Origin of the sequence: Azospirillum sp. B510 (assembly GCF_000010725.1) — a bacterium.
GTDB classification, from domain to species: Bacteria; Pseudomonadota; Alphaproteobacteria; order Azospirillales; family Azospirillaceae; genus Azospirillum; species Azospirillum lipoferum_B.
Window position 1 is genome coordinate 234,148 of the sequence record NC_013855.1, and the last position, 23,040, is coordinate 257,187.

The 23,040-nt window shown below is 68.5% G+C and carries 23 protein-coding genes and 1 pseudogene; 9 read left to right on the plus strand and 15 right to left on the minus strand.

Annotated elements, in window-relative coordinates; all coding sequences use genetic code 11:
- Window position 1: 1 nt before the first annotated feature.
- The 3 genes from AZL_RS16425 to AZL_RS16435 all read left to right on the plus strand — a co-directional run bounded on the left by AZL_RS16425 (window position 2) and on the right by AZL_RS16435 (window position 3,096).
- Window positions 2–1,084, plus strand: coding sequence for a hypothetical protein (locus tag AZL_RS16425; RefSeq protein WP_042444081.1), 1,083 nt, complete (start codon window positions 2–4; stop codon window positions 1,082–1,084).
- 113 nt (window positions 1,085–1,197) lie between these two features.
- Window positions 1,198–2,751 (plus strand): class I adenylate-forming enzyme family protein, encoded by a 1,554-nt coding sequence (locus AZL_RS16430; protein WP_012975623.1) that lies wholly within the window; start codon window positions 1,198–1,200, stop codon window positions 2,749–2,751.
- A gap of 48 nt (window positions 2,752–2,799) precedes the next feature.
- Window positions 2,800–3,096 (plus strand): DUF1330 domain-containing protein, encoded by a 297-nt coding sequence (locus tag AZL_RS16435; protein WP_012975624.1) that lies wholly within the window; start codon window positions 2,800–2,802, stop codon window positions 3,094–3,096.
- A 52-nt stretch (window positions 3,097–3,148) separates the two neighbouring features.
- On the opposite strand, the gene AZL_RS16440 is transcribed toward AZL_RS16435, so the two are convergent.
- Both AZL_RS16440 and AZL_RS16450 read right to left on the minus strand, forming a co-directional pair.
- Window positions 3,149–3,970: an IS5-like element ISAzs28 family transposase gene (locus AZL_RS16440; protein ID WP_012975625.1), complete on the minus strand. Its 822-nt coding sequence runs from the start codon at window positions 3,968–3,970 to the stop codon at window positions 3,149–3,151.
- Window positions 3,971–4,169: 199 nt separating this feature from the next.
- Window positions 4,170–5,047: pseudogene (locus AZL_RS16450) on the minus strand (IS630 family transposase); the annotation flags it as partial.
- 592 nt (window positions 5,048–5,639) lie between these two features.
- On the opposite strand from AZL_RS16450, the gene AZL_RS16455 reads away from it, so the two are divergent.
- Window positions 5,640–6,173 carry a lytic transglycosylase domain-containing protein gene (locus AZL_RS16455; RefSeq protein ID WP_012975628.1) on the plus strand — a complete coding sequence of 178 codons (534 nt, stop codon included), beginning with the start codon at window positions 5,640–5,642 and terminating at the stop codon, window positions 6,171–6,173.
- On the opposite strand, the gene AZL_RS16460 is transcribed toward AZL_RS16455, so the two are convergent.
- From AZL_RS16460 to AZL_RS16500, 9 genes are all read right to left on the minus strand, one after another.
- Window positions 6,170–6,541 (minus strand): hypothetical protein, encoded by a 372-nt coding sequence (locus AZL_RS16460; protein ID WP_012975629.1) that lies wholly within the window; start codon window positions 6,539–6,541, stop codon window positions 6,170–6,172. The two genes, AZL_RS16455 and AZL_RS16460, sit on opposite strands and share 4 nt — an antisense overlap.
- Before the next feature lie 20 nt (window positions 6,542–6,561).
- Window positions 6,562–7,743: a type II secretion system F family protein gene (locus AZL_RS16465; protein ID WP_012975630.1), complete on the minus strand. Its 1,182-nt coding sequence runs from the start codon at window positions 7,741–7,743 to the stop codon at window positions 6,562–6,564.
- A gap of 13 nt (window positions 7,744–7,756) precedes the next feature.
- Window positions 7,757–9,295, minus strand: coding sequence for a type II secretion system protein GspD (locus AZL_RS16470; RefSeq protein WP_012975631.1), 1,539 nt, complete (start codon window positions 9,293–9,295; stop codon window positions 7,757–7,759).
- Window positions 9,283–9,873 (minus strand): hypothetical protein, encoded by a 591-nt coding sequence (locus AZL_RS16475; RefSeq protein ID WP_042444084.1) that lies wholly within the window; start codon window positions 9,871–9,873, stop codon window positions 9,283–9,285. The genes AZL_RS16470 and AZL_RS16475 overlap by 13 nt, the downstream gene beginning before the upstream one ends.
- Before the next feature lie 111 nt (window positions 9,874–9,984).
- Window positions 9,985–10,677 (minus strand): hypothetical protein, encoded by a 693-nt coding sequence (locus AZL_RS16480; protein WP_012975633.1) that lies wholly within the window; start codon window positions 10,675–10,677, stop codon window positions 9,985–9,987.
- 172 nt (window positions 10,678–10,849) lie between these two features.
- Window positions 10,850–11,317: a hypothetical protein gene (locus AZL_RS16485; RefSeq protein WP_012975634.1), complete on the minus strand. Its 468-nt coding sequence runs from the start codon at window positions 11,315–11,317 to the stop codon at window positions 10,850–10,852.
- Window positions 11,318–11,344: 27 nt separating this feature from the next.
- Window positions 11,345–12,874, minus strand: a complete 1,530-nt coding sequence (locus AZL_RS16490) for a GspE/PulE family protein (RefSeq protein ID WP_012975635.1) — start codon at window positions 12,872–12,874, stop codon at window positions 11,345–11,347.
- A complete protein-coding gene (locus AZL_RS16495; RefSeq protein WP_012975636.1) occupies window positions 12,862–14,544 on the minus strand; it encodes a hypothetical protein in 1,683 nt (560 codons plus the stop codon). The genes AZL_RS16490 and AZL_RS16495 overlap by 13 nt, the downstream gene beginning before the upstream one ends.
- A gap of 178 nt (window positions 14,545–14,722) precedes the next feature.
- Entirely contained in the window at window positions 14,723–15,382 is a 660-nt protein-coding gene (locus tag AZL_RS16500; RefSeq protein WP_012975637.1) for a hypothetical protein, read from the minus strand.
- Window positions 15,383–15,758: 376 nt separating this feature from the next.
- On the opposite strand from AZL_RS16500, the gene AZL_RS35610 reads away from it, so the two are divergent.
- Window positions 15,759–16,007 (plus strand): hypothetical protein, encoded by a 249-nt coding sequence (locus tag AZL_RS35610; RefSeq protein ID WP_042444088.1) that lies wholly within the window; start codon window positions 15,759–15,761, stop codon window positions 16,005–16,007.
- An 8-nt stretch (window positions 16,008–16,015) separates the two neighbouring features.
- On the opposite strand, the gene AZL_RS16510 is transcribed toward AZL_RS35610, so the two are convergent.
- On the minus strand, window positions 16,016–16,468 hold the full coding sequence (locus tag AZL_RS16510; protein ID WP_012975639.1) for a DMT family transporter: 453 nt from the start codon (window positions 16,466–16,468) through the stop codon (window positions 16,016–16,018).
- A gap of 206 nt (window positions 16,469–16,674) precedes the next feature.
- Between AZL_RS16510 and AZL_RS36345 the strand changes: the two genes are divergently transcribed.
- The gene (locus tag AZL_RS36345) at window positions 16,675–17,439 is read left to right on the plus strand and encodes an AraC family transcriptional regulator (protein ID WP_247894389.1); all 765 of its coding nucleotides are present in this window, start codon (window positions 16,675–16,677) and stop codon (window positions 17,437–17,439) included.
- Window positions 17,440–17,451: 12 nt separating this feature from the next.
- On the opposite strand, the gene AZL_RS16520 is transcribed toward AZL_RS36345, so the two are convergent.
- Complete coding sequence (locus AZL_RS16520) at window positions 17,452–17,985, minus strand: GNAT family N-acetyltransferase (RefSeq protein ID WP_012975641.1); 534 nt, start codon at window positions 17,983–17,985, stop codon at window positions 17,452–17,454.
- Between the two features lie 5 nt (window positions 17,986–17,990).
- On the minus strand, window positions 17,991–19,235 hold the full coding sequence (locus AZL_RS16525; RefSeq protein WP_012975642.1) for an MFS transporter: 1,245 nt from the start codon (window positions 19,233–19,235) through the stop codon (window positions 17,991–17,993).
- A gap of 75 nt (window positions 19,236–19,310) precedes the next feature.
- Between AZL_RS16525 and AZL_RS16530 the strand changes: the two genes are divergently transcribed.
- Together AZL_RS16530 and AZL_RS33490 are read left to right on the plus strand one after the other, a co-directional pair.
- Window positions 19,311–20,201, plus strand: a complete 891-nt coding sequence (locus AZL_RS16530) for a LysR family transcriptional regulator (protein ID WP_012975643.1) — start codon at window positions 19,311–19,313, stop codon at window positions 20,199–20,201.
- A gap of 119 nt (window positions 20,202–20,320) precedes the next feature.
- A complete protein-coding gene (locus AZL_RS33490; RefSeq protein WP_247894390.1) occupies window positions 20,321–22,291 on the plus strand; it encodes a PAS domain-containing hybrid sensor histidine kinase/response regulator in 1,971 nt (656 codons plus the stop codon).
- Between the two features lie 34 nt (window positions 22,292–22,325).
- On the opposite strand, the gene AZL_RS16540 is transcribed toward AZL_RS33490, so the two are convergent.
- Window positions 22,326–22,712: an FCD domain-containing protein gene (locus AZL_RS16540; protein ID WP_012975645.1), complete on the minus strand. Its 387-nt coding sequence runs from the start codon at window positions 22,710–22,712 to the stop codon at window positions 22,326–22,328.
- Between AZL_RS16540 and AZL_RS34415 the strand changes: the two genes are divergently transcribed.
- The gene (locus AZL_RS34415) at window positions 22,627–23,040 is read left to right on the plus strand and encodes a benzoate/H(+) symporter BenE family transporter (RefSeq protein ID WP_247894430.1); all 414 of its coding nucleotides are present in this window, start codon (window positions 22,627–22,629) and stop codon (window positions 23,038–23,040) included. The two genes, AZL_RS16540 and AZL_RS34415, sit on opposite strands and share 86 nt — an antisense overlap.

The following is a 23,040-nucleotide window of genomic DNA, read 5'->3' on the forward strand; positions in this document are numbered from 1 at the left end:
AATGGTCGACGCCTGGGTTCTCAGCAGCCCCGACGCCGGCCGAAAGCCGAAGTTCGCGCGACAGGCATACAGCTTCACTCCCCTCGCGCCCGACGAGGTGCTGGCCGAACCCCTGTTCGGGTCCTGGGAAGGCAATATGGGACACGCGTTGACAGGGAGCCCGATGGACCTGTGCGCCCGCCGTGGCGAGGACGTGATCGTGCTCGGCAATTCGGGGGTCGTGCGGGTGCTGAAGTCGGGCACGGCGGTCGGGGATCTGCGCGAGGGAGACCTGTGCCGGGTCTATTGCGCAGGCGAACTCGACCCGGCCGGCTATCCCATCACGATCATGGGCTATGACTGTCCGGGGACCATGGGCGTCCTGGCGCGTCAGGCGAAATTCAAGCGTCGCCAACTGGCCCTCCTTCCGTCGGGCGGCGACATATCGCTGGCGAGTTGGGCGGCATTCTCCCTGCGCTATGTCAGCGCCTATTCGAACTGGCTGCTCGCGGCCCGCGCCTGGCGGATCCAGATGGGGCATGCCTATCCCGCGGGGTGCGACGTCTTCGCCTGGGGTGGCGGCGTGGCGTTGGCCGAACTGGAACTCGCGGCGGCGGAGGGTTGCCGCGCCACGCTTATAACGTCCAAGGACAAATACCGGCGCCATGCCCTTGCCCGCGGGATCGGCGTCATCATGCGGGGAGGCGCGGCCGATCCGGGAGCAGCCGACACCCTGGGACAGATCATGGATCGGACCGAGGGACGGGGCGCCGCGATATTCATCGACAACATCGGCGCGGATTTCCGCGTTACGGTCCGCGCGCTGGCGCGGCAAGGCGTGATCGCAACCTGTGGATGGCGTGACGGCATGACCTTCCCGCTGGTGCGCGCTTCGGAATGCATCAACCGACATGTTCACGTCTTCACCCACTACGCTCACGCTCGCGAAGCCGAGGATGCAGTCGCCCTGGCCAGGTCGATCGCCTGGTATCCGACGATCACCAGCCCCGTATGGGCATGGGAGGAGATCGGAGACCTTGCCGACGCATATGCGCGGGGCGAGATCGAAGATTATTTCCCGGTCTTCGCGGTAAACGACGCATGACGGCGGCTCTTGCGGATCGACGCCGTACACGATCGCGGCGCGTTAGCCACTGAATGCCGACGAGTTCCCAATCAAGCCGACACGAAGCCATCCACGATCAAAGGACGATACCGATGACCAATTGGGATCAGGACCGATCGATCCTCAGCCGTTTCAAAAGGGTTGTCGAACATCAACCGGACACGCCCGCGCTGCTTCTGACGGACAGTGAGATGAGCTATCGGGCGGTCGGGGATCTCGCGACCCGGATCGCCAGGGGACTCGCCGCGTTCGGCGCGCGTAAAGGCGACCGGATTGTCGTCAGCCTGGGCAATCGTGTGGAGCTCGTGCCGATCTATCTGGCCTGTCTCCAAGTCGGCATCATTCTGTTCACCATCAATCAACGACTCTCAGATGGTGAGGCGGGCCGGATCCTGGCCGATGCCAGGGCGCGCTTTTACATCGGGGATCGGGAACAGTACGCAAAAATGGCCGAACTGATCGAAGGCCAGGCGACGATCGGCCATGCCTGGATCATCGATCTCCAGGCCGGGGACGCCCGATCGGATCATGTCCGTCCGTGGGCGGATTTGCTGGCGCGGCAGGCCGATATCGAAGCCCAGCCACAGGCCGACGATATCGCGTCGATCTTTCACACGTCGGGCACGACCGGCCGAGCCAAGGGTGTGGTCTATTCGCACGCAGCGCTGACCGCCGCCGCCGACCAGTTGTTCGGCATGTTCACGCCGACCCAAACCACCCCACCCGGATCGGGCTACACGCTCTGTACGATGTTCGACCTGATCGTACCGTGGAATATCGTGCTGACGCTGGCGGCCATGGCCCATGGTTGTGCGGTCGTCGTGGCGAGACACAATGACCCCCAGAGCATGCTTTCACTGCTGCGCGCCCGTCGCATCAGCTGGATCAGCGGTCCGCCGTCGACCTTTCAGGCGCTTCTGGATGCTGCCCAGGAGACCGCTGAACCCGCGCCGGATCTCAGCGCGACGAATTGCGTCGCGGGTGGCGATGCCTGCTCGCTCGAACTCAGTCGACAATTCCTGGCGAAGTTCGGATCTCGGATGCAGAGCTGTTATGGCCAGACGGAGATCGGGCCGGTGCTGTTTCAGCCCGACCTGATGGCTGCGGAAGTCCCATCGATCGGCTGGCCGATGCCGGGGGTGCAGGTGCGGATCGATGCTCCGGACGGCGAACCGGGCCCGTTGTTGCTGCGCGGCCCGAGCCTCGCCGTCGGCCTCTGGAAGGACGGCGAGATCGAGCGGTTCGATCCGGATCGCTGGCTTGCCACCGAGGATGTCGTACGCCAGCGCCCGGACGGTTGCCTGCTGTTCCTCGGACGTACCCAGGATCTGATCAAAATCGGAGGTTATGCGACATCTCCGCTCGAGCTTGAGCAGCATATCGGCCGTCATCCCGACGTGGCCGACGTGGTGGTTTTCAGCGTTCCCGAGCCGAAGCTTGGCGCGACGATCGTGGCGATGATCCAGCCCGTCGACGGAAAGCAGGTGACCTGCGAGGAGCTCTCCGTATTTCTGACCGGAACCATTGCTCAATACAAACATCCGCGAGCTGTCGTGAATGTCGAGCAAATTCCGGTTATGGGAAATGGAAAACTCGGACGAAAGCGGCTGTCGGACGACTATATCGCCGCCCGTTCGAATCGGTAAAGCGATAACATCAGAGATCTTCAATTCCAGAAATTGTGGAGTTCTGCCATGACTGCCTATCTGATTGGACAGATGCTTGTATCCAACTGTGAACAATACGAAGTCTACAAGGCGATGTCGACAGAGATCGTCAAGCGGTTCAACGGCCGGTTCCTGACCCGTGGCGGTGAGAAAGTGGCGCTGGAAGGCGAGGTCGAGGCCCGCCGCGTGGTCATCGTCGAGTTCCCCTCGACGGAGGACGGGCGGCGTTTCTACGATTCGGACGCTTACCGTCAAGCACGATCATTGCGCGAGGGGGCGGCAAGCGACATCCAGCTGTTTCTCGTTGCGGGATTTGAACCGTGAAGTGGTTTCTTCGACGGCATTAGAGTCTGATTCGAAAATAATCAGAACTGTATCAACGCCTTGCGATATGGTGAACGAAGAGTTGAACGGATACGATGAAGCACCATGCGGTAGCGGAAGCGATGGTGTGTTCGAAGTCCTTTGCGAGCCGTCGGTTACGGTTAAGCCATGCCAGGGTACGCTCCACGACCCAGCGCCGGGGCAAGACCTCGAAGCCTTTGGCTGTGTCGGATCGCTTGATGATGTCGATGGTCCATTTTCCGATCCGGCGCAGCGCCTCTTTGAGCTTGTCTCTGGCATAGCCGCCATCGGCGAAGACGTGCCGCAGCCATGGGAAGGGTTTGACGATTTCGGCGAGCACCAGCGGCGCGCCGTCACGATCCTGGATATCGGCGGCGTGGATCACGGCATGGACGAGATTGCCCTGGGTGTCGGTGAGGATATGGCGCTTACGCCCCTTGATCTTTTTGCCGGCATCATAGCCGCGTGGACCACCGGCTTCCGTGGTTTTGACGCTCTGGCTGTCGATCACGCCGGCACTCGGGCTGGCTTCGCGCCCCTGTGCCTCACGCATTGCCATCAGCAGAACATGATTGAGCGTGAGCCAGAGGCCGTTGTCGCGCCACAGGTAGAACCAGCGCCGCACCGTCGAGACCGGCGGAAAGCAGGGCGGCAGCATCCGCCACGGCAGGCCGCCGCGAAGCAGGTAAAGGGTCGCTTTGACGATCCGGCGCAGCGGCCATTTACGCGGACGCCCTACGGAGGACGCGGGCGGGAGCAGCGGTTCCAACAAAGACCATTCAGCATCAGTCAAATCGCTTGGCAAAGCCAGACCGCTACGGGCATGAAGAGCGCGGGTGGTATCAGTCCACATCGGGGATGCACGGTTGTTTTTGGCGAAAACCCTGAATCACCGAAAGGCCACGCTGTCAAGATAACCGACTGATACCACTCAACTTATAGCGTTGTGCGTTTAATATGAAACGCACAACGCTATAGCTTTATGTCTGACGATCGGATTCACGCTTCAAATCGATTCCGATTTTACGCGATCCGATCTAATTTCGGATCAGGCTGTAAGGCGGGAGCGGTACGAGGGTAAGGTTTCCCGGCACGGCGAGGTCGCCGCTGGTATGCCAGCCCGCCCCGTCGATCACCACGGCGGCATGGGCGCCGGGAGCGACGGTGCGGCTGATCTCCTCCAACATGAGGGTCATCGCCTCGGTGTTGGCACGCGTCATGACGATGGCGGCCCCAGTGTCGCGCGCAGGGCAAACCGCGCCGAAGAGATAAGCCGACTTGAAGCGATGATCGCGCACGGCGCGCGGTCGGCTGCCGCGCGGCGCCCACCGCCGGGTCAGGGTGCCTTTCTGGCCGATGCGAGCCTCGTCCTGAAACCAGACCTCCACGGTGCTCGCCTCGGGGTGGTCCTGTTGGATGGCGGCGAGGCGGTCGGCGAAGTTTTTTTAAACGCCTCCTGGGCCGGTGCGTCGGTCTTGGGATGGATCGGGCGCGGGGTGAGAAAGGACAGCTTCATCCGGTGCAAGCGATCCTGCATGCCGGTGCGGCTGTAGTCCGCCCCGAAATGCCGGAGGGCCAGGTCACGGATGTGCCGGACCCGGTATTCGATGACGCCGTCCCGCTCGACGTCGGGACCGGCCGCGATCAAGTCGGCCAGTTCCGCTTCCAGGGCGCCGGCCGGCAGCGGCGGCCTGCCGCTGCGCGCCCGATCCCGCAAGCCCTTCACACCTTCGGCGTTGTAGCGCAAGATCCAGTCACGCAGCGTCTGCCGGTCCATACCGCCCTGCCGCGCCGCTTCCTCCCGGATGATGCCATCCAGCGCCATGGCAATCGCCAAAAGGCGCCGGCAAACTCGACCATCGCTCTCGCCGCGGGCCAAGCGGCGCAGATCCCCGGAGGCCAGATCGCTGCGGATCCTCAGGGCGGCCATGGCTGTACTTCGCTCAATGGTGAATCCATCGACAGGGACTCACCACCGATGCCAAACCGCAACCCACGGCTGCCACGAGTCAAAAATTTCCGGCTCTGGCATCAGTCAGCGCACCGGTGCCCCTGTCGCCAGGTTCAGGCCCACCGGCGACGCCGACAAGGTCCAGGTCCTCTGGTAGAACGGCGAAGGATGGGGTGCATCAGGACCATTCGGCATCGCAACCATGCCGCTCGACCGTGCTCTCCAACACGTCGCAAATGAGCCTCACTTCTGGATACATGCCTGAGGCAAAATCGCAAATTGGGCAAAGTCCAGCTCAGAGGATGGGGCCTTCGGGAAACTCGGAACGGTTCACCCGTCGCTGTTCGCGCGCCGGCCGATGCCGGAAAGCTGGTTGCCGGCTCCATCGACGGGCTTGTCGGAGAAGCGCAGGAACCACGGTGACGAGTCGGACAATTCCGCCGTGCCTTGCGGCCGGGCTCGAGCGCTCGCCGGCATCGGCGTGATGCATTGCCGATGATGCCACATTAACCCAATCTTAGCCTGCCCTGCCGCCTCCTTCCAACGCTGCGTAGCGGCCGGGAGGCGACGGGTGCGGATCGATCTGATTGGACTGTGGCGCCGGGCGTCGCGCCGGCATCGCGCCATCTTGGCGCTGGCCACCGCTCTGCAAACCGCCGCGGCCATGCCGGCCCAGGCCGAACCGGCGCCGAAGGGCATCGCCGCCGTTCCATCGCAATGCCTGGACATGGCGGCGGTCGAATGGCAGGTGCCGGCCGACGCGCTGCGGCTGATCCTGGCGGTGGAACAGGGCGTGCCCGGCGCCTGCTCCGTCAACCGGAACGGCACCAAGGATTGCGGGCCGGGACAGATCAACAGCATCTGGTTTCCGGTGATCGCCGCCGGTCGCGTGCCGCCCGAGGTCATCCAGCAGGCCCTGACCGTCGACCCCTGCTACAACATCCGGGTCACCGCCTGGATCCTGCGGCAGGAGATCGACAAGGTGGGATGGGAGAATTTCTGGACCGCCGTCGGCAATTATCACAGCCGGACCCCGGAGTTCCACGCCCGCTATCTGCGCCGCGTCATCGAGGCGGCGAAGGCTCTGTCGATCCAGCAGCGCTAAAGCGACCTGCGCACCAACTCCACCTGCATGCTGACCTTGCCGCCGGGCGCGCAGGACAGGCCCATGCAGAAATAGGACAGCGTCATGTCCGGGCAGAAGGCCATCAGACCGGACGCATCGGTCAGCGAGGTCCGTTGGTCGACCGCCTCCGGCACAACAAGGCGCAAGCCGTCCGGTGTCACCGTCAACTCCCCGCCCATCCGGCGGGCGGCTCCCAGGCAGGCGGCGTCGGACCGGCTGCCGCCCTCCGCCACCGCGGCGCCCAGCAGATAGCTGCGGATATGCAGGGCGGCGCCGATGCCGGCGAACAGGACGCCGCAGATCGACAGGGCGATGCAGGTGGTCCGGGCTGATCCAGGGGCGAACATGGCGTCAGGATGTCATGGGATCACAGGGGCTGTCGCGCGATATGTTCGGCGAGCTGCAGGATCGGGATGATGGTCAGCCCGAACATGACGATGCCCGCCACCCCGACTACCACCACCGACAGCCCCCGCAGCACCGGCTCCGCCACCGAGACGGCATGAAGGTAGAGGTCGCGGTACTGCTCGGCCAGCGCCGACAGGCTCTGCGCCAGCTCGACGCGGTTCTCCGCGGCGGCGAGGGAGGCGCGGTCGGTGCCGGGCAGCGCCCGCATGGCGTCGGTCCAGGGCAGGCCGGCGGCGACCGCCCGCGTCGCCTCCTCCAGGTCGGCGGCCAGGGCGCCAGCGGGAGCGCCGTCCAGGGCCAGCCGCAGCGCCCGGTCGACGGGAACGCCGCCGGCGACCAGCAGCGACAGCTCCCGGAAGATGACATGGTGCTGGATGCCCAGCGCGATGTCGCGGTAGAGCGGGATCCGCATGACCAGCTGGTCCACCCGCCGCGGCGCCAGCCGCCGGCCGACGGTCGCCAGCCCGCCCAGCAGCGTCAGGCCGGCGAGCACCATGGCGACCAGCCCGGTCGTCAGGTCCGACAGCAGATAGACCCAGCCGACATTCACCTCCTCGCCCGCCCGCCGGAACACCTCGGTGTCGAGCAGGAGCGGTGTCAGGACGAAGGAGGTGCCGACCATCACCACGCCCGAGGTCATGACATAGAGCACCGCCAGCGCCAGCCCCGACCGGAAGCCCTGGCGCGCCCCGGCGATCTGCCGTTCGAAGTCGGCGGCGGTGCGCAGCGCCGCCGGCGTGCCCTCGCCGAAGCCGCCGGCCCGCACCAGCGCCACCAGCACCGGGGAGAAGCTGCGCGGCTGGCGCAGCATGGCGTCGGCGAGATCGTCGCCCAGCTCCACCGCGTCGGCCATGCGTTCGGCCGTGCGGCGGATTCGTCCGCGGAAGGCGGTGGCGATGCGGCGCAGCGCCTCCGCCAGACCGACCCGCGAGTCCAGCATGGCGGCGAGCCGGATGAACAGGATGTGCCGTTCGTTGCGGTCGAGCGGACGGCCCCAGCCGCCGACCTTGCGGCGGCGGCGCACCGACAGCACGCGGCCCCGGCCGCTGATGGCGTCGCGGGCGCGGCGTTCGTCCTCGGCCTCGACCTCGATGGAGCGGGCGCGTCCGCCGGCGACCAGCCTGACCTCGAACCACGCCATCGCCGCCGTCCCGTCAGTGCGCCGCCGGGCGGAAGACCGTCACGGTCGGCCGCAGGATCAGGAAAAGCGCGTCCTTGCTGATGTCCTGCGCCTGTTTGCCGATCCCCTTGTCGATCACACCGCGGGTCGCCGTCGGCTGGTTGCCGCTGAAGCCGCGGCTGTCGGTCTGAAGGCCGCCCAGCACCACCGTGTTGCCGGCGACCACCCGCACGATGTCGTTGAGCGCCTGCTCCTGCGTCACCGGCTGGGTCAGGATGCCGACCTGATTGCCGGCGTTCAGGTCGCGGAACTCGATCAGGTTGTTCAGCAGCAGGTTCAGGTCGATGGTGACGATCTGGTTGTCGGCGTCGAAATGCGGGGTCAGCTTGATGGTCAGGCCGGTCTGCACGGTGCCGGTCTGCGCCGAGCCGACGACGCCCGGCGAATTCAGCGCCGCATTGCCGGTCGCGGCGGTCGTGGTGCCGAGCCCGCCGACGGCGGTGACGCCCACCCCGGTGACATAGGGGATGGTCTGGCCGCTGCGCAGCGTTACCTCCGCCCCGGACAGGGTGTGGACCTCGACATTCTGGCGGGTGTCGGTGTTGCCGAACTTCGACAGGAAGGAGATGGCGCCGGCCACGTTGAACACGCCGCTGACCCCCAGCAGGGTGCCGGGGTTGGAGATGTTGACGGACAGCGGCGGCTGGGCCGCCGACAGCGTGCCGCCGACGGTGCCGTTGACCGTCGTCGTCCCGGTGGTGGTCGTGGTGGTTCCCGATTGCAGCCGGTTGAACTGCAAGGCGAGCGCGTTCCAGTCGAAGCCGCTGGCCGACTGGTCGGTCAGGCCCAGGCTGACCACCGCCAGCTGGATGCGCACCATCGCCATGTTGCGGTGCAGCCGGTCGATGTAGGGCTGGATCACCTCGCGGTAGACGGTGGGCGAGGCGGAGAAGACCACCTGTCCGCCACGCAGCGACTGGGTGATGTCGGTGGCGCCCAGCGTCTTCAGGTCGGTCATCACCGAATCGATGACCGCCTGGTTCTGCGGCACGGTGAAGGCGAAGCGGTCGCGGTTGCTGAGGAACAGCGTGCCGTTCTGCCACCAGGCGACCACCCCCATGCCGGTTTCCAGCACCCCGGCCAGATCGACGAAGCTGCCGGTGAAGGCGCGGACCGGCAGGGTCTGGCGCAGCATGGCCGCGCCGTCGGTGCCCTCGAACCGGGTGGCGACCGGCACGCCGGAATAGGTCATCATGCTGGTCAGCCGGTCCAGCGTGTTCTCGCCGGACGGGAAGCTGACGGAAATCCGCCGCGCCGCGAGGCTGGCCGGCAGCGGTTGGCGCAGGGATTGGGCGACCAGCATCCCGCTCCCCACCGGCACCTCGGTCACCGCCGGGGAATTGTCCTCGGCCAGGCGCTGCTCGGCGGCGGCGACCACGGTTTCGCGCTTGGGCAGGTCGCCGACCTCGGGCAGGGAGCATCCGGCGAGAGAACCGGCCGCCAGAACCCCCAGCGTCCCCAGTGCTGTCGACAGGAGACAGCCGGGCTTTCGGGAGCGGGTCATCTCGCGCATGTGGCGGGTCCCCCGGCGGTCGCCGGGAAGGCGCGCGGGTCGATCAGGAAGGGTGTGCCGGCGCGGTCCTGGAAGAAGGCCTGCCCATCGAGACAGCCGACGAAGGTGGCGCCCGACGGCACCAGCTCCGCCGGCGACAGGGTGGGCAGCGGCGGCAGCGGCGGCGCGCCGCCGGCCAGTGCGGTCCCCGGCCGGCGCCCTCCCGGCGGCATGGCCCCCGGCAAGGCTCCGGGAAGGGCTCCCCCCGCTCCGGGACCGGCCATGCGGCGGGCCAGCGCATCCTCGACGGCCCGTGGCAGGGCGCCGTCGCGCGCCCGTCCGTCGAGCGCGTCGACCATCGCCTTGGCCACCCGCTCCTCCAATCCGGAGACGGCGGTGTCGATGCGCTGTTGCAGGCGCCGCTCCAGATTGTCCTGGCGGTCCTTCGGCGGCAGGAACGGGCTCTCCTCCGCCAGAGCGGCGGCGGGGGACAACAGGACGGCCGGCAGGGACGCCGTCAGGCATGCCGCCAGCAGGGCGGTGCCGCAGGCCGCCCCCGCCAGCCGATCCGTCCTTGCGCCAAACCGGTCCGCCATCATTCCCGCCCGCTGGTTACGATCATCGCCATCCGGTCCGTCGGCCAATTCCATCCCCGGCGATACTCGCCGCCTTATGCTTGAGAATGGGTAAATCGGAGATCGTCCTTGGCATCAGCGGGCGCCCGCTATCTCGATGGTCCATTTGCCGTCGCGGTATTCCAGCTTGCTGACGTAATTGTCGGGGCCGATGGCGGCCAATGCCGCCTCCCACTGGCGATGAGGCATCTGGTCCAGCGTCAGCGCCTGGGGCTGCGGGATGCGGTGGGGCGACCAGTAATAGAGCCCGCCGCCGCTGGTCAGCAGGCCGAGCCCGGCGGCGAACCCGACCGAGGACAGCGCCAGCGGCACGGAAACCGGGGCCGAGACCCGCCGCATCCGCCGGGTCGCCCGGATGGTGCGCAGCCTCACCTGATCGGCGGTCACCCAGGGCGGGATCATCACGCCATAGGCGTTGCCGTCGACCGGCACCGTCGGCCGGATCGTCGCCATCTGAAGCTGGACCTGCCGGCTCTTGGCCTCCGGCAACAGCCCGCCGACCGGGCGCCCGTTGCGCACCGTCAGCTCGAACACCCGCCGGCCCGACGGCACCAGCGCGATGCCGCCGGGATTGGCGTCGAGCTCCGTCACCAGATCGGGCAGGAAGGAGCGGCCGGGGCCGCCCTCGTGAATTTCATAGAGGAAACCGGTCCAAAGCGGTTCGACCGCGTACCAGCAGCGTTCGGAACTTCCCAGCGTCCGCCGCGCGAACGACCGCGCATAGGCGAGGGCGTCGCGGCGCTCCACGCCTTCAAGGAACCCATACATGACATTGGTCGCGAGACCGCCGCTGCCCAAGAACGCCCCTGCCTTCCCAGCCGACTCGAAAGAGGTGACGACACCCCGGCGAAGCTACCACGCACGGATGGAACGCCACAGCATGTCTATGCCCCGCCGGTGCCCCGGTCAATGGCGGGGCGGAATTCCGGACCGACCGCTCCTACCGCGCGGCCCGCTGCATCCACAGCGTGGCGGCGACGGTTCCCGCCGGTTCTCCCCCGGCCCCGCCGCAGCTGCGCGTCACCTCGTAAAGCCCCTCCGGCCGCCGGTTGCCCAGGGAGGTCAGCGCCCCCGTCACCGGATCGGCCGCCGCCCCGCCGGAGAGCGGCCCGGACAGGCAGAACCACCGTTCCCCGCCCTGCGCGCCGTAGGACCAGGACAGCCCCGCCACCGCCGCCGGCATGGCGCCGAAGGCGGGAAACAGCGCCGCCTGCCACCCGTCGGCGGCCGGGGCGGCGGCGCCGCTGGCCTGCCGGCTGCGATAGGCGCCCTCCAAGCTGGAAAAGCCGGCATCCGCCTGGGAGGCGATGCGGCTTTTCGACATCGCCGATGGATTGACATATTGGATGCCGCCCGCCACCGCCATGCCCATCAGGGTCAGGGCCACGAGCGCCTGGATGATGTTCATGGCTGGGGGACAGTCATGGTTTCGGCCTCATTTCCTGGGGTTGGGTGCGGGCATGCGCTGCTCCACGCCCTTGGCCTCGCTGCCGAAGACGCGGCGCAGCTCCGCCGCCGTGGTGATGCCGGCGTGAAACTTGGCGACGGCATCCTCATAGAGCGACGGCCAGCTCCGCGCCCCCTTCGCCGCGGCGACCACCGCGGCGGGATCGTCGAAGACCGCGCATTCGCTGATCGCCGTCCGCCCGGCATAGCCGGCATTGCCGCAGGCCGCACAGCCGGCGCCGTGGCAGGACCGGCAGATGGTGCGGACCAGCGACTGCACCAGGACGCCGCGCAGCAGCGACTTGATGTCGTGGGCGGGAACGCCGAGATGGCGCATCCGGTCGATCGCCCCGTTCACCGATCCGGTGTGCAGGGTGGTCAGCACCATATGGCCGGTGTCGGCGGCCCGCATGGCGATCTGGGCGGTTTCCTCGTCGCGCACCTCGCCCAGCACGATCACGTCGGGGTCTGCCCGCATGAAGGTGCGGACGACCCGCGCGAAGTCGAGCTTCACCGCCGGGTTGACGTTGACCTGCCCGGTATAGGCCATGCGGTATTCCACCGGATCCTCGATGCTGTAGATGGCGCGGCCCAGCCGGTCCATCTCGCGCACGGTCGCGGTCAGGGTGGTCGATTTGCCCGAGCCGGTCGGGCCGCAGACCAGGCAGAGCCCATGGCGCCGGTTCACCGCGCGGCGCCAGTCGCCGGCATGGCTGAGGCCGAGCTTGTCCAGGTTGGGCTGCACCCGTTCGGCATCGAGGATGCGCATGACGATGATCTCGCCATCCACCGAGGGAACGGTGGTCACGCGCAGGTCGATCGGGCGGCCGCGATGCTCGATCTCGAAACGCCCCTCCTGCGGCAGGCGCCGTTCGGCCAGATCCATGCCGGAGCGGTCCTTGATCCGGGCGATGATGGTGGCGGCGCCGGCCGCCGCCGTCTCGTCCATCAGCCGGCGGATGCCGTCCACCCGCAGGAAGATGCTGCAAGTCTTGCGGCGCGGCAGGATATGGATGTCCGACGCCCCGGCCTCCACCGCGCGGGACACCAGCTGCTCCACCGGGTCGCTGTCCTCCAGCCCGGACTGGACGCGGCGGACGCGGTCCAGGAACTCGTCGAACTGGTCGGGGACGAAGCTGCTGAACCGCACCGTCCGGCCGGGGTAGTAGCGGGCCGCCACCCGTCCGGCCACCGCCTCGTCATGCAGCGTCGCCACATGCACCGCCTCGTCGCTGAGCCCGGTGACGATGATCGCATGGCGCTCCAGCAACGGCAGCGGGATCGGCGTGCCGCCCATCGCCTCCGGCGTTTCCAGCGCGGTCTCGTGGCTGATCTTCGCCTCGTCCAGGTCGGCGCGAGCGAGGAAGCCGTTCCGCACCAGGATGGCGCCCAGCGGTTCGCCGGTCACCCGCTGTTCGGCCAGGGCGGCGTCGAGGATGCCGCGGGTCACCAGCCCCTTGCGCAGCAGATAGCCGCCCAGCTCCTCGCGGAAGGCCGCGGATGGCTTCAGGACCGGCATGTCCAGCTCGCCCGGTTGGCGACCGACGGGAGGGTGGCCCCCGCTGCCGCGGCTCCGGAGGCGCCCCCGGAAACGGTTCTCACCCCGTCGCCCTGCGCCGGCTGCTGGGCGAACAGCGCGCCCTGGGCGCAGCGGCCGCCCGGCGCCGACCAGATGTGGCTGTTCGGATCCGCCACCGCATGCGACCCGCCGAGGTCGAGAATCCCGGCGCTGCCCGGCCGGGCCGTCGGGCCGCCGATGACGGAGGACTTCATCTCCAGCTGTCCGTTCTCGATGACGATGCCGAAGGGCGTGCCATTGTCCAGGGTCACATCCGTCCGGTCGAGGATGGCCTGCCCGCCGCCGCTACGCAACGCCGCCATCGGCAGGCCCCGGCCATGGACCTGGAGCAGGGGGCGCCGCGTCTCCGCCGTGAAGGTGACGCCGGCCCCCAGCGAGGAGACCAGCGCGCTGCGGCCGGCGCCGACCGTGACCTCGACGGCGGCATCGCGGAACAGGGCGGTGCCGCCATCCACCAGCACGCCGTCGCCACCAGGGGCCGACACCGCCAGCCGCCCGCCGGCGACGTCCAGCCGCGCATGGGCCACGCGGAGCCCGGCCGCCCGGTTGGTGGAGATGGCGTTGTTGCCGACAAAGCTCAGCCGGGTGCCGGGCAAGGCCTCCACCGGCATCTCGAAAGCGATATTCTCGATCCGGACATCGGTCGGCAGCCGCAGCGCCACGTCCGGCGGGTCGGTCGCCAGCACGACTCCGGCGCCTTCCCCCTTCAACACCAGACGCAGCGCCCGGCCGCCTCCCTCCGGATCGGCGGCCAGCGCCTGCACCTGTGCCGCCGGAAGCACATGGCGGCCGGGGGCGAGGCGCAGGATCATCGTCGCCGGCCGGGTCGCCTGCCAGTGCCCCAGCGCGGCCGACAGCGACATGGCGTCGGCGGCACTGGTCCCGGTCCCGTCGCCCTGGGTGGCCGGGGCGACATGGCGCGTGACGGTCGCCGAGGCGGCCAGGGCGGCGAGATCGGCGGATGCCCCGCGGGTAACGGCGACGGCGCTGCCCTCCGGAACCTCGATCCGGCCGTCGCTGAAGGTCAGGGCGGCGCAGTCCGGCAGGGTCGTCGACCCGATGGGCGGCGCCACGATCGCCGCGATCACCCCGGCCCGCGCCAGCTCCGCCGAAGGCGCGGGAGCCGCCGCCACATAGCCGCGCGCGCCGCTGGTCGTTCCCGCCGGCCAGGGTGCCGTCCGGATTTGCGCCGCCGCCCGATCCGCCGCCGGAGCGAACACGCAATAGCCATAGACCGCTCCCCAGGGCGTCCGGGTGCCGGGCATCAGCCAGCGCGGCAGGGTCCCGGCCGGTTGCGCCTGGGCCTTGGCGGCAGCCTTGCCGGTCGCCGCCTGGGGTTTCGCCGCCTGGGTGGCCGCTGCCTGGGTGGCCGCCGACGCCCCGGCCGCGGGGCGCGTCGGCGGATCCTCGGGCGCCGGCGGGCTCGCCACCCCGTCATTGTCGAGCACGCGCAGGTTGGCCTCGACCAGCGCCGCCAGACGGTGCATGTCGGCCATGCTCCGCTGCGCCTGACTGACCCGGTTGGAGGCCTCGACCATGGTGTAGGCGGTGTAGCCGGTCGTCGCCACCAGCGAGATGGCCATGATGGTCATCAGGATCAGCGATGTCATCGCGTGGCACCCTCACCGGAAGCGGCCCGCGGACCAGGCCCAAGATCGCATCCACTCTATCGCGCGGCGAGGCCGCGGACCATTCCGGTCGCCGCGGGGCCCGGAAATCGACACGAAAACGCCCCGGCCATTGGGGGCCGGGGCGCCACGATCAGAAATTATACGGTTCCGACGTCGCTTAGAACTTGTAGTAGGCGACGTACTTGTTGTTGTCACCGGCGATGCCGGTCACGTTGTTGAACGTCAGGGCCGTGGCCGTGGTGACCTGGACGCAGCCGAACTTGTAGCCGGTGAAGGCGGTGTTGAAGGCGGCCGGGGTCGCGACCGTCAGGGTCAGGCCGGTGCCGGGGGCGGCCAGCGTGCCGGTGGAGCTGATCTGGCCGCCGGCGCGGGCGATTTCCGTGCACTGGGACAGGGCGGTGGTGCCGAGAACCAGGAAGATGCCGCCGTTGGCGAAGCTGGTGAACTGGGTGACGCCGGTCGCCGTCGCGGTGTTGGTCAGATCCAGCGTGTAGGCGCCGGCCACACCGTTCCAGGTGCTGGCGATCGTCGGGGCGGTCGGCACGGCGGCGAGATAGCCGGTGTTGATCAGGTCGGTCTGCGTCGCCGCGCCCGACATGGTGGGGAAGGTCGCGCCCGCCGCGCCGAGGGTCGTGGTGTTGCCGTTGCTGCCATACAGCGTCCAGGCCGCGTCGACCTGAGACAGAGCCTGGATGATGCCGACCGCCGCGGCCTTGGGACCGGCGGTGGTGAAGGCGGACCCCACATAGAACACACCGGCGGCTCCCATCACCGCCGTAAGAGCGACCGAAATAATGACGGTCAAAATATTGAACATTTATTTCTCCTGGCGGGGCCGAATCACAGCCGATGGTTGCGCGATAGAAAATCCGCCCACCAGCCCATCCTGGCTCAGCAGACTTCAATCCGTCCGATTCTCTTCCTGCCCAGGTTCGTGGCAGAAGTGTTTATGAGGCGTTAATTCGGCCCATCCGTTGAGCTGGGAAGCCCTGCAAGACGACTTTGGCGCAAGGAATTGGCGTTGGGGCGATGTGGAGGGAGCGGAGGCGGCTCTGCGGGTATGCCATCCCTCCGTCCGCCTGCCTGACTCCGTCCCAGCCGAAGGCAGACTGTGGCAAAGCCACATTGCGACGATCCGCCTCATCGACCAAGCTTGCTCCCGGAAGACGAGACCGACGGACGGGGGATGGAGCATGGCCCTGCTTGATCGTGAAGACGCCGGTTCCAACGCCGGTGACGGCCCGATGGCCGGCGTGGACCGCCGGCTGTTGGTGGTGGCGCTGGTCCTGGCGCTGCTGACGCTGCTTGCCGTGCTGGACCAGTACCGGCCGACGCCGGGTTCGGCACCGCCGGTGGACTGGCGGTTGCCCAGCGTCGAACTGCCACGGGCGGTGCCGAAGGCTCCCGGCCCGCGCCCGGACGAGCTGTTAGGGGCGGACTGACCGGGGGCTCAGAACCGGATCAGGATCACGCCGAGGATCAGAGCGGCGGCACCCGCCAGGCGGGTCGGGCTGACAGGGTGTTGCGACAGCCCGAACAGGCCGAAATGGTCGAAGGCGAGCGAGCCGAGCATCTGGCCGACGACGATCAGGGCAAGGACGGTCGCCGCGCCCAGCCGGGGAACCATCAGGATGGCGGTTCCGATGAACAGGGCGCCGAACAGTCCGCCGGTCCAGGACAGCCAGGACGAGACACCGCCCACGCCCTCGGCCAGCCGGGGACCGGGGGCGGCCAGCGCTACCACCAGCATCGCCAGCATGCCGACGAGATAGCTGACGAAGCCGGCCCACCAGGGCGAGCCCAGCTCCACCCGCAGGTTGGCGTTCAGGACCTGTTGCAGGGCGACGCTCGCCCCGGCGCCGATGACCAGAAGATAGGAGGCGGTGGACAGGATGGCGGTCATGCCGGACTCCCCGGATGGCTTGCGGGGCCGCGAGGCGGACATTCCCGCGGCGGTTTCAAGCCGATGAATAGCAGGCCGGGACGATCCCGGTCTGGAACGGATGTGATCGTTGGGAGGCACCCATGGACAATACTGGCGCATCAGGCACTGGCGGATCGGGGCGCCGTCGGAGATGCTGTACCGGATATCGCGGACGGGGGTGTGTCATGGCGTCGTCGCTTCGGGTTCCCGGGAGCCTGGCCGAGAGCTTGGCCGAGAGGATGGGATTCGCCGGCGCCTGGCGGTATTGGCGTCCGTCCGGCAAGGGGATCGTTGAGCTCGGCATCGTCGAACTGGGTATCGTCCAAGGACAGGATGTGGCGTTGCCGCCGCATTTCCATGACGAGGACCAGCTGACTTTCGTCCTGTCCGGACGGCGCCGCTTCGTGATGGATGACAGGCTGTTCGACATCGGGCCTGGGGTGGGGGTGAGGATCCCGGCCGGCACGCCTCATCGATCCTTCTCTGAACCGGCGGACGTCGTCTGCCTGAACATCTACACCCCGCCGGGCACCTGTGCGGCGTCGGACCTGTTTTCCCGGATGGGGCGGCTGTGGCGGCAGGGAGGGATCGGCTGGCGGGAACTCGCGGCGGCCGTCGAGGACCATCGGTGCGGCCCGGCCATGCCGCCGTCTTCCGGGGGTGATTTCGGTTGGGACAGGGTGGGGGAGGCGGCCCGGCTTGCCGGCATGAGCCGCGAGGCCTTCTCACGCCGGTTCCGCCGGCTGCACGGCATGCCGCCGCAACTGTTCCGGCTGTCCGGAAGGCTGAACGAGGCGCGCCGCCTGCTGCGGGCCGGGCAGCCGCTCGCCGATGCGGCGGCGGAGGCGGGCTTTTCCGACCAAAGCCATCTCGGCCGCTGTTTCCGGCGGGCCTTCGGCGTCACGCCAGGGCAATACCGCCGCGGCCTCCTGCATGAGGGACTGCCATGAGGGCATCCGGGTCTATCGCCCGGCCGGCAGGCTGTCGCTCCCGTCGCCCAGCGGGCGCTCCATCATCACGCCGTCCAGCCAGCGGCCGAACTTGAAGCCCACCGCCGGCAGGACGCCGACGAGTCGGAAGCCGCAGGCGGTGTGCAGGCCGATGGAGCCCTGGTTGGCGCTGTCGCCGATCATCGCGATCATCCGGCGGTATCCCGCCGCCTCGCACCTCTCGATCAGCGGCGCCATCAGCGCCCGGCCGATGCCGCGCCGTCCCATGCCGTCGGCGACATAAACGGAATTCTCCAGCGTGAAGCGGTAGGCGCTGCGCGTGCGGTACGGCCCGGCATAGGCGTAGCCGGCCAGCCGCCCCTCGCACTCCGCCACCAGATAGGGCAGGCCGCGGGCCAGCAGGTCGCGGCGGCGGCGGGCCATCTCCGCCGCGTCCGGCGGCACCTCCTCGAACGACGCGGTGCCGTGCGACACATGCTGGGCATAGAGGGCGGTGAGGGCGGGAATATCGGCGTCGGTGGACGCGCGCACCGTGATGACGGGCATGGGACTCAGCTCCGGTGAGGACGGTCGGCGGGAAGAAGAAGGGCGCAGACGGCCGCCAACCCGCCGCCGACGCCGAGAAGCGCGAACCCCCAGCCCCATCCGGAGCCTGCGGCACCGCCGGCATGATCGAGCACCAGCCCGACCGCCAGCGGTGCCGCGCCACCGGCGCCGAAGCCCAGGATGGAGCGTACGGCGAGCGCCGCCCCCAGGCTGCCCGGCTCGACCGATTCGGTCATCGCCGTGGACAGCACCGGCGAGTCGCCCAGCGCGGCGAAGCCGTAAAGCGCCGCCACCGCCAGCACCATGGGCAGCGGCATCCCGTCCAGCCAGCCGATCGAGACGGAGCAGGCGGCGCCCAGCAGCCCCATCGCCACCAGAACCGCCCGCCGGCCGAGCCGGTCCGAGGCGCGCCCCATCAACAGCGACGACAGGAAGCCCGACAGATGGATGGCCCCGGCGATCCACAGACCACGCAGGCCGGCACCGCCGGAACCAGCCTCTCCGGTGCCGGAAAGGCTGGTGGTCAGGAAGGCCGGCAGCCATGCCCACATGCCGAGCAATTCCCAGCAATGGGTGGTGTAGCCGGCGGTCAGCAGAACGGAGCGGCGGTCGGCCAGGAAGTGGAAGGCGCCGCGCAGCCGGCGCGACGGCCCGCCCGCCACCAGGTTGGGCCGGCGCCGCAGGCCCGGCGTGGCGAGCAGGGCGGCGAGCAACGGCCCCAACCCGCAGGCGATGAAGGCCGCCTCGTAGCCGAACCGCTCGGACAGCCCGGCGGCGAGCGCGATGGAAGCGAAATAGCCGAGCGATCCCGCCGCCAGCAGCCAGCCCACCGCCGTCCCTCGCCGGGCCGCCGGCACGCCCTGCGCCACCAGCATGATCGAGGGGGCGTAGGTGCCGCCCTGGGTCAGCCCCATCAGCGCGAACAGCAGCAGCCCGCTTTCCGCCGAGCGGGCGAAGAGGGCGAAGGCGAGGCCGGTCAGCGCCGTCGCCCAGCTCGCCCATTGGAAGACGTGCTTGGCCCCCAAACTGTCGGCGAACCAGGAGGATCCCACCAGCGACAAGGCATAGCCGACGTTGAAGGCGGTCTGGATCGACCCGGCCTCTCCCGCCGACATGCCCCAGGCCTGCATCGCCGGCCCGAGCGCGCCGGCATAGACCATGAAGGACAGCGAGGTGGCGAAGCGGCTGGCGCACAGAAGCAGGAGCCAGATCGGGCGGGAGGCGGGAACGGGGATGGCGGTGGTCGACATGGCCACACCGTCGCGGAGGACGGGGCGAAAGGCAAATTTATTGATTTGATCAAAACCATAAGGAAAACTACGGGTATGCGCGGCCTGAACCTCGACCAGCTGATCACCTTCGCCACCGTCGTCGAACATGGCGGCTTCACCGAGGCCGCCGGTCGTCTCGGCCTGACCCAGCCGGCGGTCAGCATGCAGATCCGCAATCTGGAGGAGCGTTTCGGCGTCCGGCTGGTGGAGCGGGTGGGCAAGCGTGCCCTGCCGACCGCCGCCGGCCGCGACCTGCTGCCCTTCATCCGCCGCCTGCGCGACGAGCTGGATGCCGCATCGGCCACCATGGGCCGCCACCGCGCCGGACAGGTCGGGCGCGTGCGCATCGGCACCGGCGCCACCGCCTGCATCTATCGCCTGCCGCCGGTCCTGACGGCGCTGCGCAGCGCCCATCCGGGGCTGGAGGTCATCGTCGTCACCGGCAACACGCCCGACATCCTGGACGCGGTGGAGGCCGGGTCGCTGGATCTGGCGCTGGTCACCTTGCCCGCCGGCCGCCCCGGCCTGTCGATCGAACCGGTCTGCGGCGAGGAGTTGGTTTGTGTCGGGCCGCTGTCCTCGCCGGAGGATGGGGTGCGGGACAGCGTGACCCCGGCGGCGCTGACGGACGGGACGCTGATCCTCTATGAGCGTGGCGGCACCATGCGCGCGGTGATCGATGGCTGGTTCATGGCCGGCGGCCTCCAGCCACGTCCAGCGATGGAGTTGGGAAATGTCGAGGCGATCAAGAACCTCGTCGCCGCCGGACTTGGCCGGTCGATCCTGCCGTCGGTCACCGTGCAGAGCCCGCAGGATCGTGCTCGCTTCTCGGTCCAGGCTCTGACGCCGCCATTGAGCCGCAATCTCGGGTTGGCCTTGCGGCGTGACAAAGTGCAGGATTCGGCTGTGCGGGCCATGGTCGGGGCGCTCAACGATATGCGGTAATTCCATCGAAAATATTCAATGTATTCATGGTCATTTGGGATACCGCCTTTGGACGGTTTACAGTGGCTTTGGGTGTTGCGCACTCTCATCTATCGGTGATTTTGCTTTCCGGGATGCCTATGACCAAGCGGACGTCCCTGCCGAACGAGCCTGCCGACGATCGGAAGGGAGGTGGGGGCGGCTGTGTCCAATCGGAAATCAAGTCGGACGTCGATGCGGAAGCCCCGCCGGATGCCGAGTTGGACGGAGGGTTGCGGGCGTGGCGGCAGGCGACCGATATTCTGGACAGCATCGACGAGGCGCTGGTGGCGCTCGACGGCGAGTATCGGGTGATCTACCAGAACCGCCGCGCCGAACAGATCGACCAGCAGCCGCTGGCGGCGATCCGCGGCCGCCGCCTGTGGGAGGTGTGGCCCCAGGTCGCCGGGTCCGACCTGGAGGCGCTCTGTCGCCGGACGATGACGGAGCGGCAGCCGACGGGCGTCGAGAAGCGGCTGGATGGCGAAGGAACCACCCTGTGGCTGGAAATCCGCTTTCTTCCGACGGCGGAGGGGGTGGGCTGCTTCTTCCGCGACATCACCACGCGCAAGCGGGCGGAGGAGGAGGCGCGCGCCTCGCACGAGCGGGCGGTGAAGATCCTGGAAAGCATCAGTGACGCCTTCTATGCCGTCGATAACGATTGGCGCTTCACCTATATCAACCGCAAGGCCGAACAGATCTGGGGCCGGTCGCGCGATACCCTGCTGGGCCTCCGCACCTGGGAGGCCTTCCCCAAGGTGCTCGGCAGCGAGGCCTTCGAGGCGCAGAAGCGGGCGGTCCGCGAGGGCCGGGAAATGACCATCGAGGTCATATCCCCCACCCTGGGCAACTGGGTGGAGGCCAGCCTCTATCCCAGCGCCGACGGTCTTTCGGTCTATTTCCGCGACATCACCGCCCGTCGGCAGGCGCAACAGGCGCTGTTGACGGCGAAGGAGACGGCGGAGGCGGCCAATCTCGCCAAGGGCAAGTTCCTGGCGGCGGCCAGCCACGACCTGCGCCAGCCGTTGCAGGCGCTGCTGCTGTTCGTCGACGTGCTGAAACCGCATGTGCAGGGCAGCCAGGGCGCCACCGCGCTGATGCATCTGGGACGCGGGCTGGACGCCCTGAAGGAGTTGCTGGACAGCCTGCTGGACATGTCGCGGCTCGATTCCGGCGTGGTCGAGCCGACCATCGAGACCGTGTCCATCGCGCCGTTGTTCGAGCATATCGCCGCGTCCTACCGTCCGGTGGCGGCGGCCAAGGGACTGGAGCTTCATGTCGACCCCTGCGCCGCCGCCGCCCGCACCGACCGCACCCTGCTGATCCGCATGGTGCGCAATCTGGTGGAGAACGCCCTGCGCTATACCGAACAGGGGCGGATCGACATCGAATGCCGTCAGGCCGGCGGACGCCTGCTGATCGAGGTGCGAGACACCGGCATCGGCATTCCGCCCGACCATCTGGAGCGCATCTGGGACGAATTCCATCAGGTCGGCAACCCGGAGCGCGACCGCAACCGCGGCCTGGGCCTGGGGCTCGCCATCGTGCGGCGGCTGTCCCAACTGCTGAACCATCCGGTCGAGGTGCGATCGAAGCCTGGGCGGGGAACCAGTTTCATCATCGCCCTGCCGCTCGCCCGAACCATCGAGACGCCGGTGACCGCGGTGGAGGCGGCGACCACCGGTCGCGGGCGCTTCGCCGTGGTGGTGGATGACGACGCCATCGTGCTGCTGGGGTTGGAAACGATCTTCCGCGACTGGGGGTATGAGGTGCTGGTCGCCGGCTCCGCCCAGAAGGCGGTGGAGGGGTTGAGCCGCGCCGGCCGGCGTCCCGATCTGATCGTCGCCGACTACCGTCTGCGCGAAGGGCGGTATGGGACGGAGGCGGTCGCCCGCATCCGCGCGCTCTATGCCGACCCCGGCCATCCTCCCATTCCGGGCCTGATCCTGACCGGCGAGACCGGTCCCGATTGCGAACGCGACGCCGCCGCCCATGGGCTGGGCATCATCCACAAGCCGGTGACGCCGCGCCAACTCGGCCATGCGCTGGGCGAACTGCTGGGGACGCCGTGATCGCGGACCGGCGTGTGACCGTTCCCTCGGTTATTCAGACCGGCTTTCCCAGGAAGGCGGTCAATTGCTTCTGCGTCGCCGACACATGGTCGACGACGATGGCGCAGGCCGCGTCGGCATCGCCGGCCCGGCAGGCGGCGAGCAGGGCATAATGGTCGTCCTGCGAGCGTGACCGGTAGCCGAGCGCCACGAACTGGAAGCGCAGATAGCGGTCGGCGGCGGCCAGATGCTGTTCCACCAGCGCCAGCAGACGCGGCCGGCCGGCACGGGCGTAGAGCGTCATGTGGAAGCGGCGGTTCAGTTCCCCCATCCGGCCGGGGTCGCCCTCGCCATCCATCTCCGCCAGCAGATCGGCCGCCAGGACCAGAGCCTCGGCCGTCAGCCCCGGCAGGGACAGGCGGAGCGCCGCCGGTCCCGACACCGACCCGCGGCCGGAGCGTCGCTGGCAGGTCGCCGCCGCCGGCGTCGGCTATATGCTGTTGACCGCGCTGGCGGTGATCACCGCGACGCTGGTCACCCGGTCACCGCCGATCCTGATCGAGGCGGTGGCCGGTCTGGCGCTGATCGGTGCCTTCGGCGGTTCGCTGCTGGCCGCTGTGCAGGTGGAGGAGGAGCGTGTGCCCGCCCTGGTCACACTGCTGGTGACCGCGTCGGGATTATCCTTCCTCGGCATCGGGGCCGCATTCTGGGGCCTGCTGTTCGGCGGGGCGATGCATCTTCTGCATCGGTGGCGCCCCGCCGGGACTTGA

Bases quoted from the DNA above. Each gene is read 5' to 3' on its own strand.
- AZL_RS16425 (WP_042444081.1), top strand. From the start codon at position 2: ATGGTCGACGCCTGGGTTCTCAGCAGCCCCGACGCCGGCCGAAAGCCG.
- AZL_RS16430 (WP_012975623.1), top strand. From the start codon at position 1,198: ATGACCAATTGGGATCAGGACCGATCGATCCTCAGCCGTTTCAAAAGG.
- AZL_RS16435 (WP_012975624.1), top strand. From the start codon at position 2,800: ATGACTGCCTATCTGATTGGACAGATGCTTGTATCCAACTGTGAACAA.
- AZL_RS16440 (WP_012975625.1), bottom strand. From the start codon at position 3,970: ATGTGGACTGATACCACCCGCGCTCTTCATGCCCGTAGCGGTCTGGCT.
- AZL_RS16460 (WP_012975629.1), bottom strand. From the start codon at position 6,541: ATGTTCGCCCCTGGATCAGCCCGGACCACCTGCATCGCCCTGTCGATC.
- AZL_RS16465 (WP_012975630.1), bottom strand. From the start codon at position 7,743: ATGGCGTGGTTCGAGGTCAGGCTGGTCGCCGGCGGACGCGCCCGCTCC.
- AZL_RS16470 (WP_012975631.1), bottom strand. From the start codon at position 9,295: ATGCGCGAGATGACCCGCTCCCGAAAGCCCGGCTGTCTCCTGTCGACA.
- AZL_RS16475 (WP_042444084.1), bottom strand. From the start codon at position 9,873: ATGATGGCGGACCGGTTTGGCGCAAGGACGGATCGGCTGGCGGGGGCG.
- AZL_RS16480 (WP_012975633.1), bottom strand. From the start codon at position 10,677: ATGTATGGGTTCCTTGAAGGCGTGGAGCGCCGCGACGCCCTCGCCTAT.
- AZL_RS16485 (WP_012975634.1), bottom strand. From the start codon at position 11,317: ATGAACATCATCCAGGCGCTCGTGGCCCTGACCCTGATGGGCATGGCG.
- AZL_RS16490 (WP_012975635.1), bottom strand. From the start codon at position 12,874: ATGCCGGTCCTGAAGCCATCCGCGGCCTTCCGCGAGGAGCTGGGCGGC.
- AZL_RS16495 (WP_012975636.1), bottom strand. From the start codon at position 14,544: ATGACATCGCTGATCCTGATGACCATCATGGCCATCTCGCTGGTGGCG.
- AZL_RS16500 (WP_012975637.1), bottom strand. From the start codon at position 15,382: ATGTTCAATATTTTGACCGTCATTATTTCGGTCGCTCTTACGGCGGTG.
- AZL_RS35610 (WP_042444088.1), top strand. From the start codon at position 15,759: ATGGCCCTGCTTGATCGTGAAGACGCCGGTTCCAACGCCGGTGACGGC.
- AZL_RS16510 (WP_012975639.1), bottom strand. From the start codon at position 16,468: ATGACCGCCATCCTGTCCACCGCCTCCTATCTTCTGGTCATCGGCGCC.
- AZL_RS36345 (WP_247894389.1), top strand. From the start codon at position 16,675: ATGGCGTCGTCGCTTCGGGTTCCCGGGAGCCTGGCCGAGAGCTTGGCC.
- AZL_RS16520 (WP_012975641.1), bottom strand. From the start codon at position 17,985: ATGCCCGTCATCACGGTGCGCGCGTCCACCGACGCCGATATTCCCGCC.
- AZL_RS16525 (WP_012975642.1), bottom strand. From the start codon at position 19,235: ATGTCGACCACCGCCATCCCCGTTCCCGCCTCCCGCCCGATCTGGCTC.
- AZL_RS16530 (WP_012975643.1), top strand. From the start codon at position 19,311: ATGCGCGGCCTGAACCTCGACCAGCTGATCACCTTCGCCACCGTCGTC.
- AZL_RS33490 (WP_247894390.1), top strand. From the start codon at position 20,321: ATGACCAAGCGGACGTCCCTGCCGAACGAGCCTGCCGACGATCGGAAG.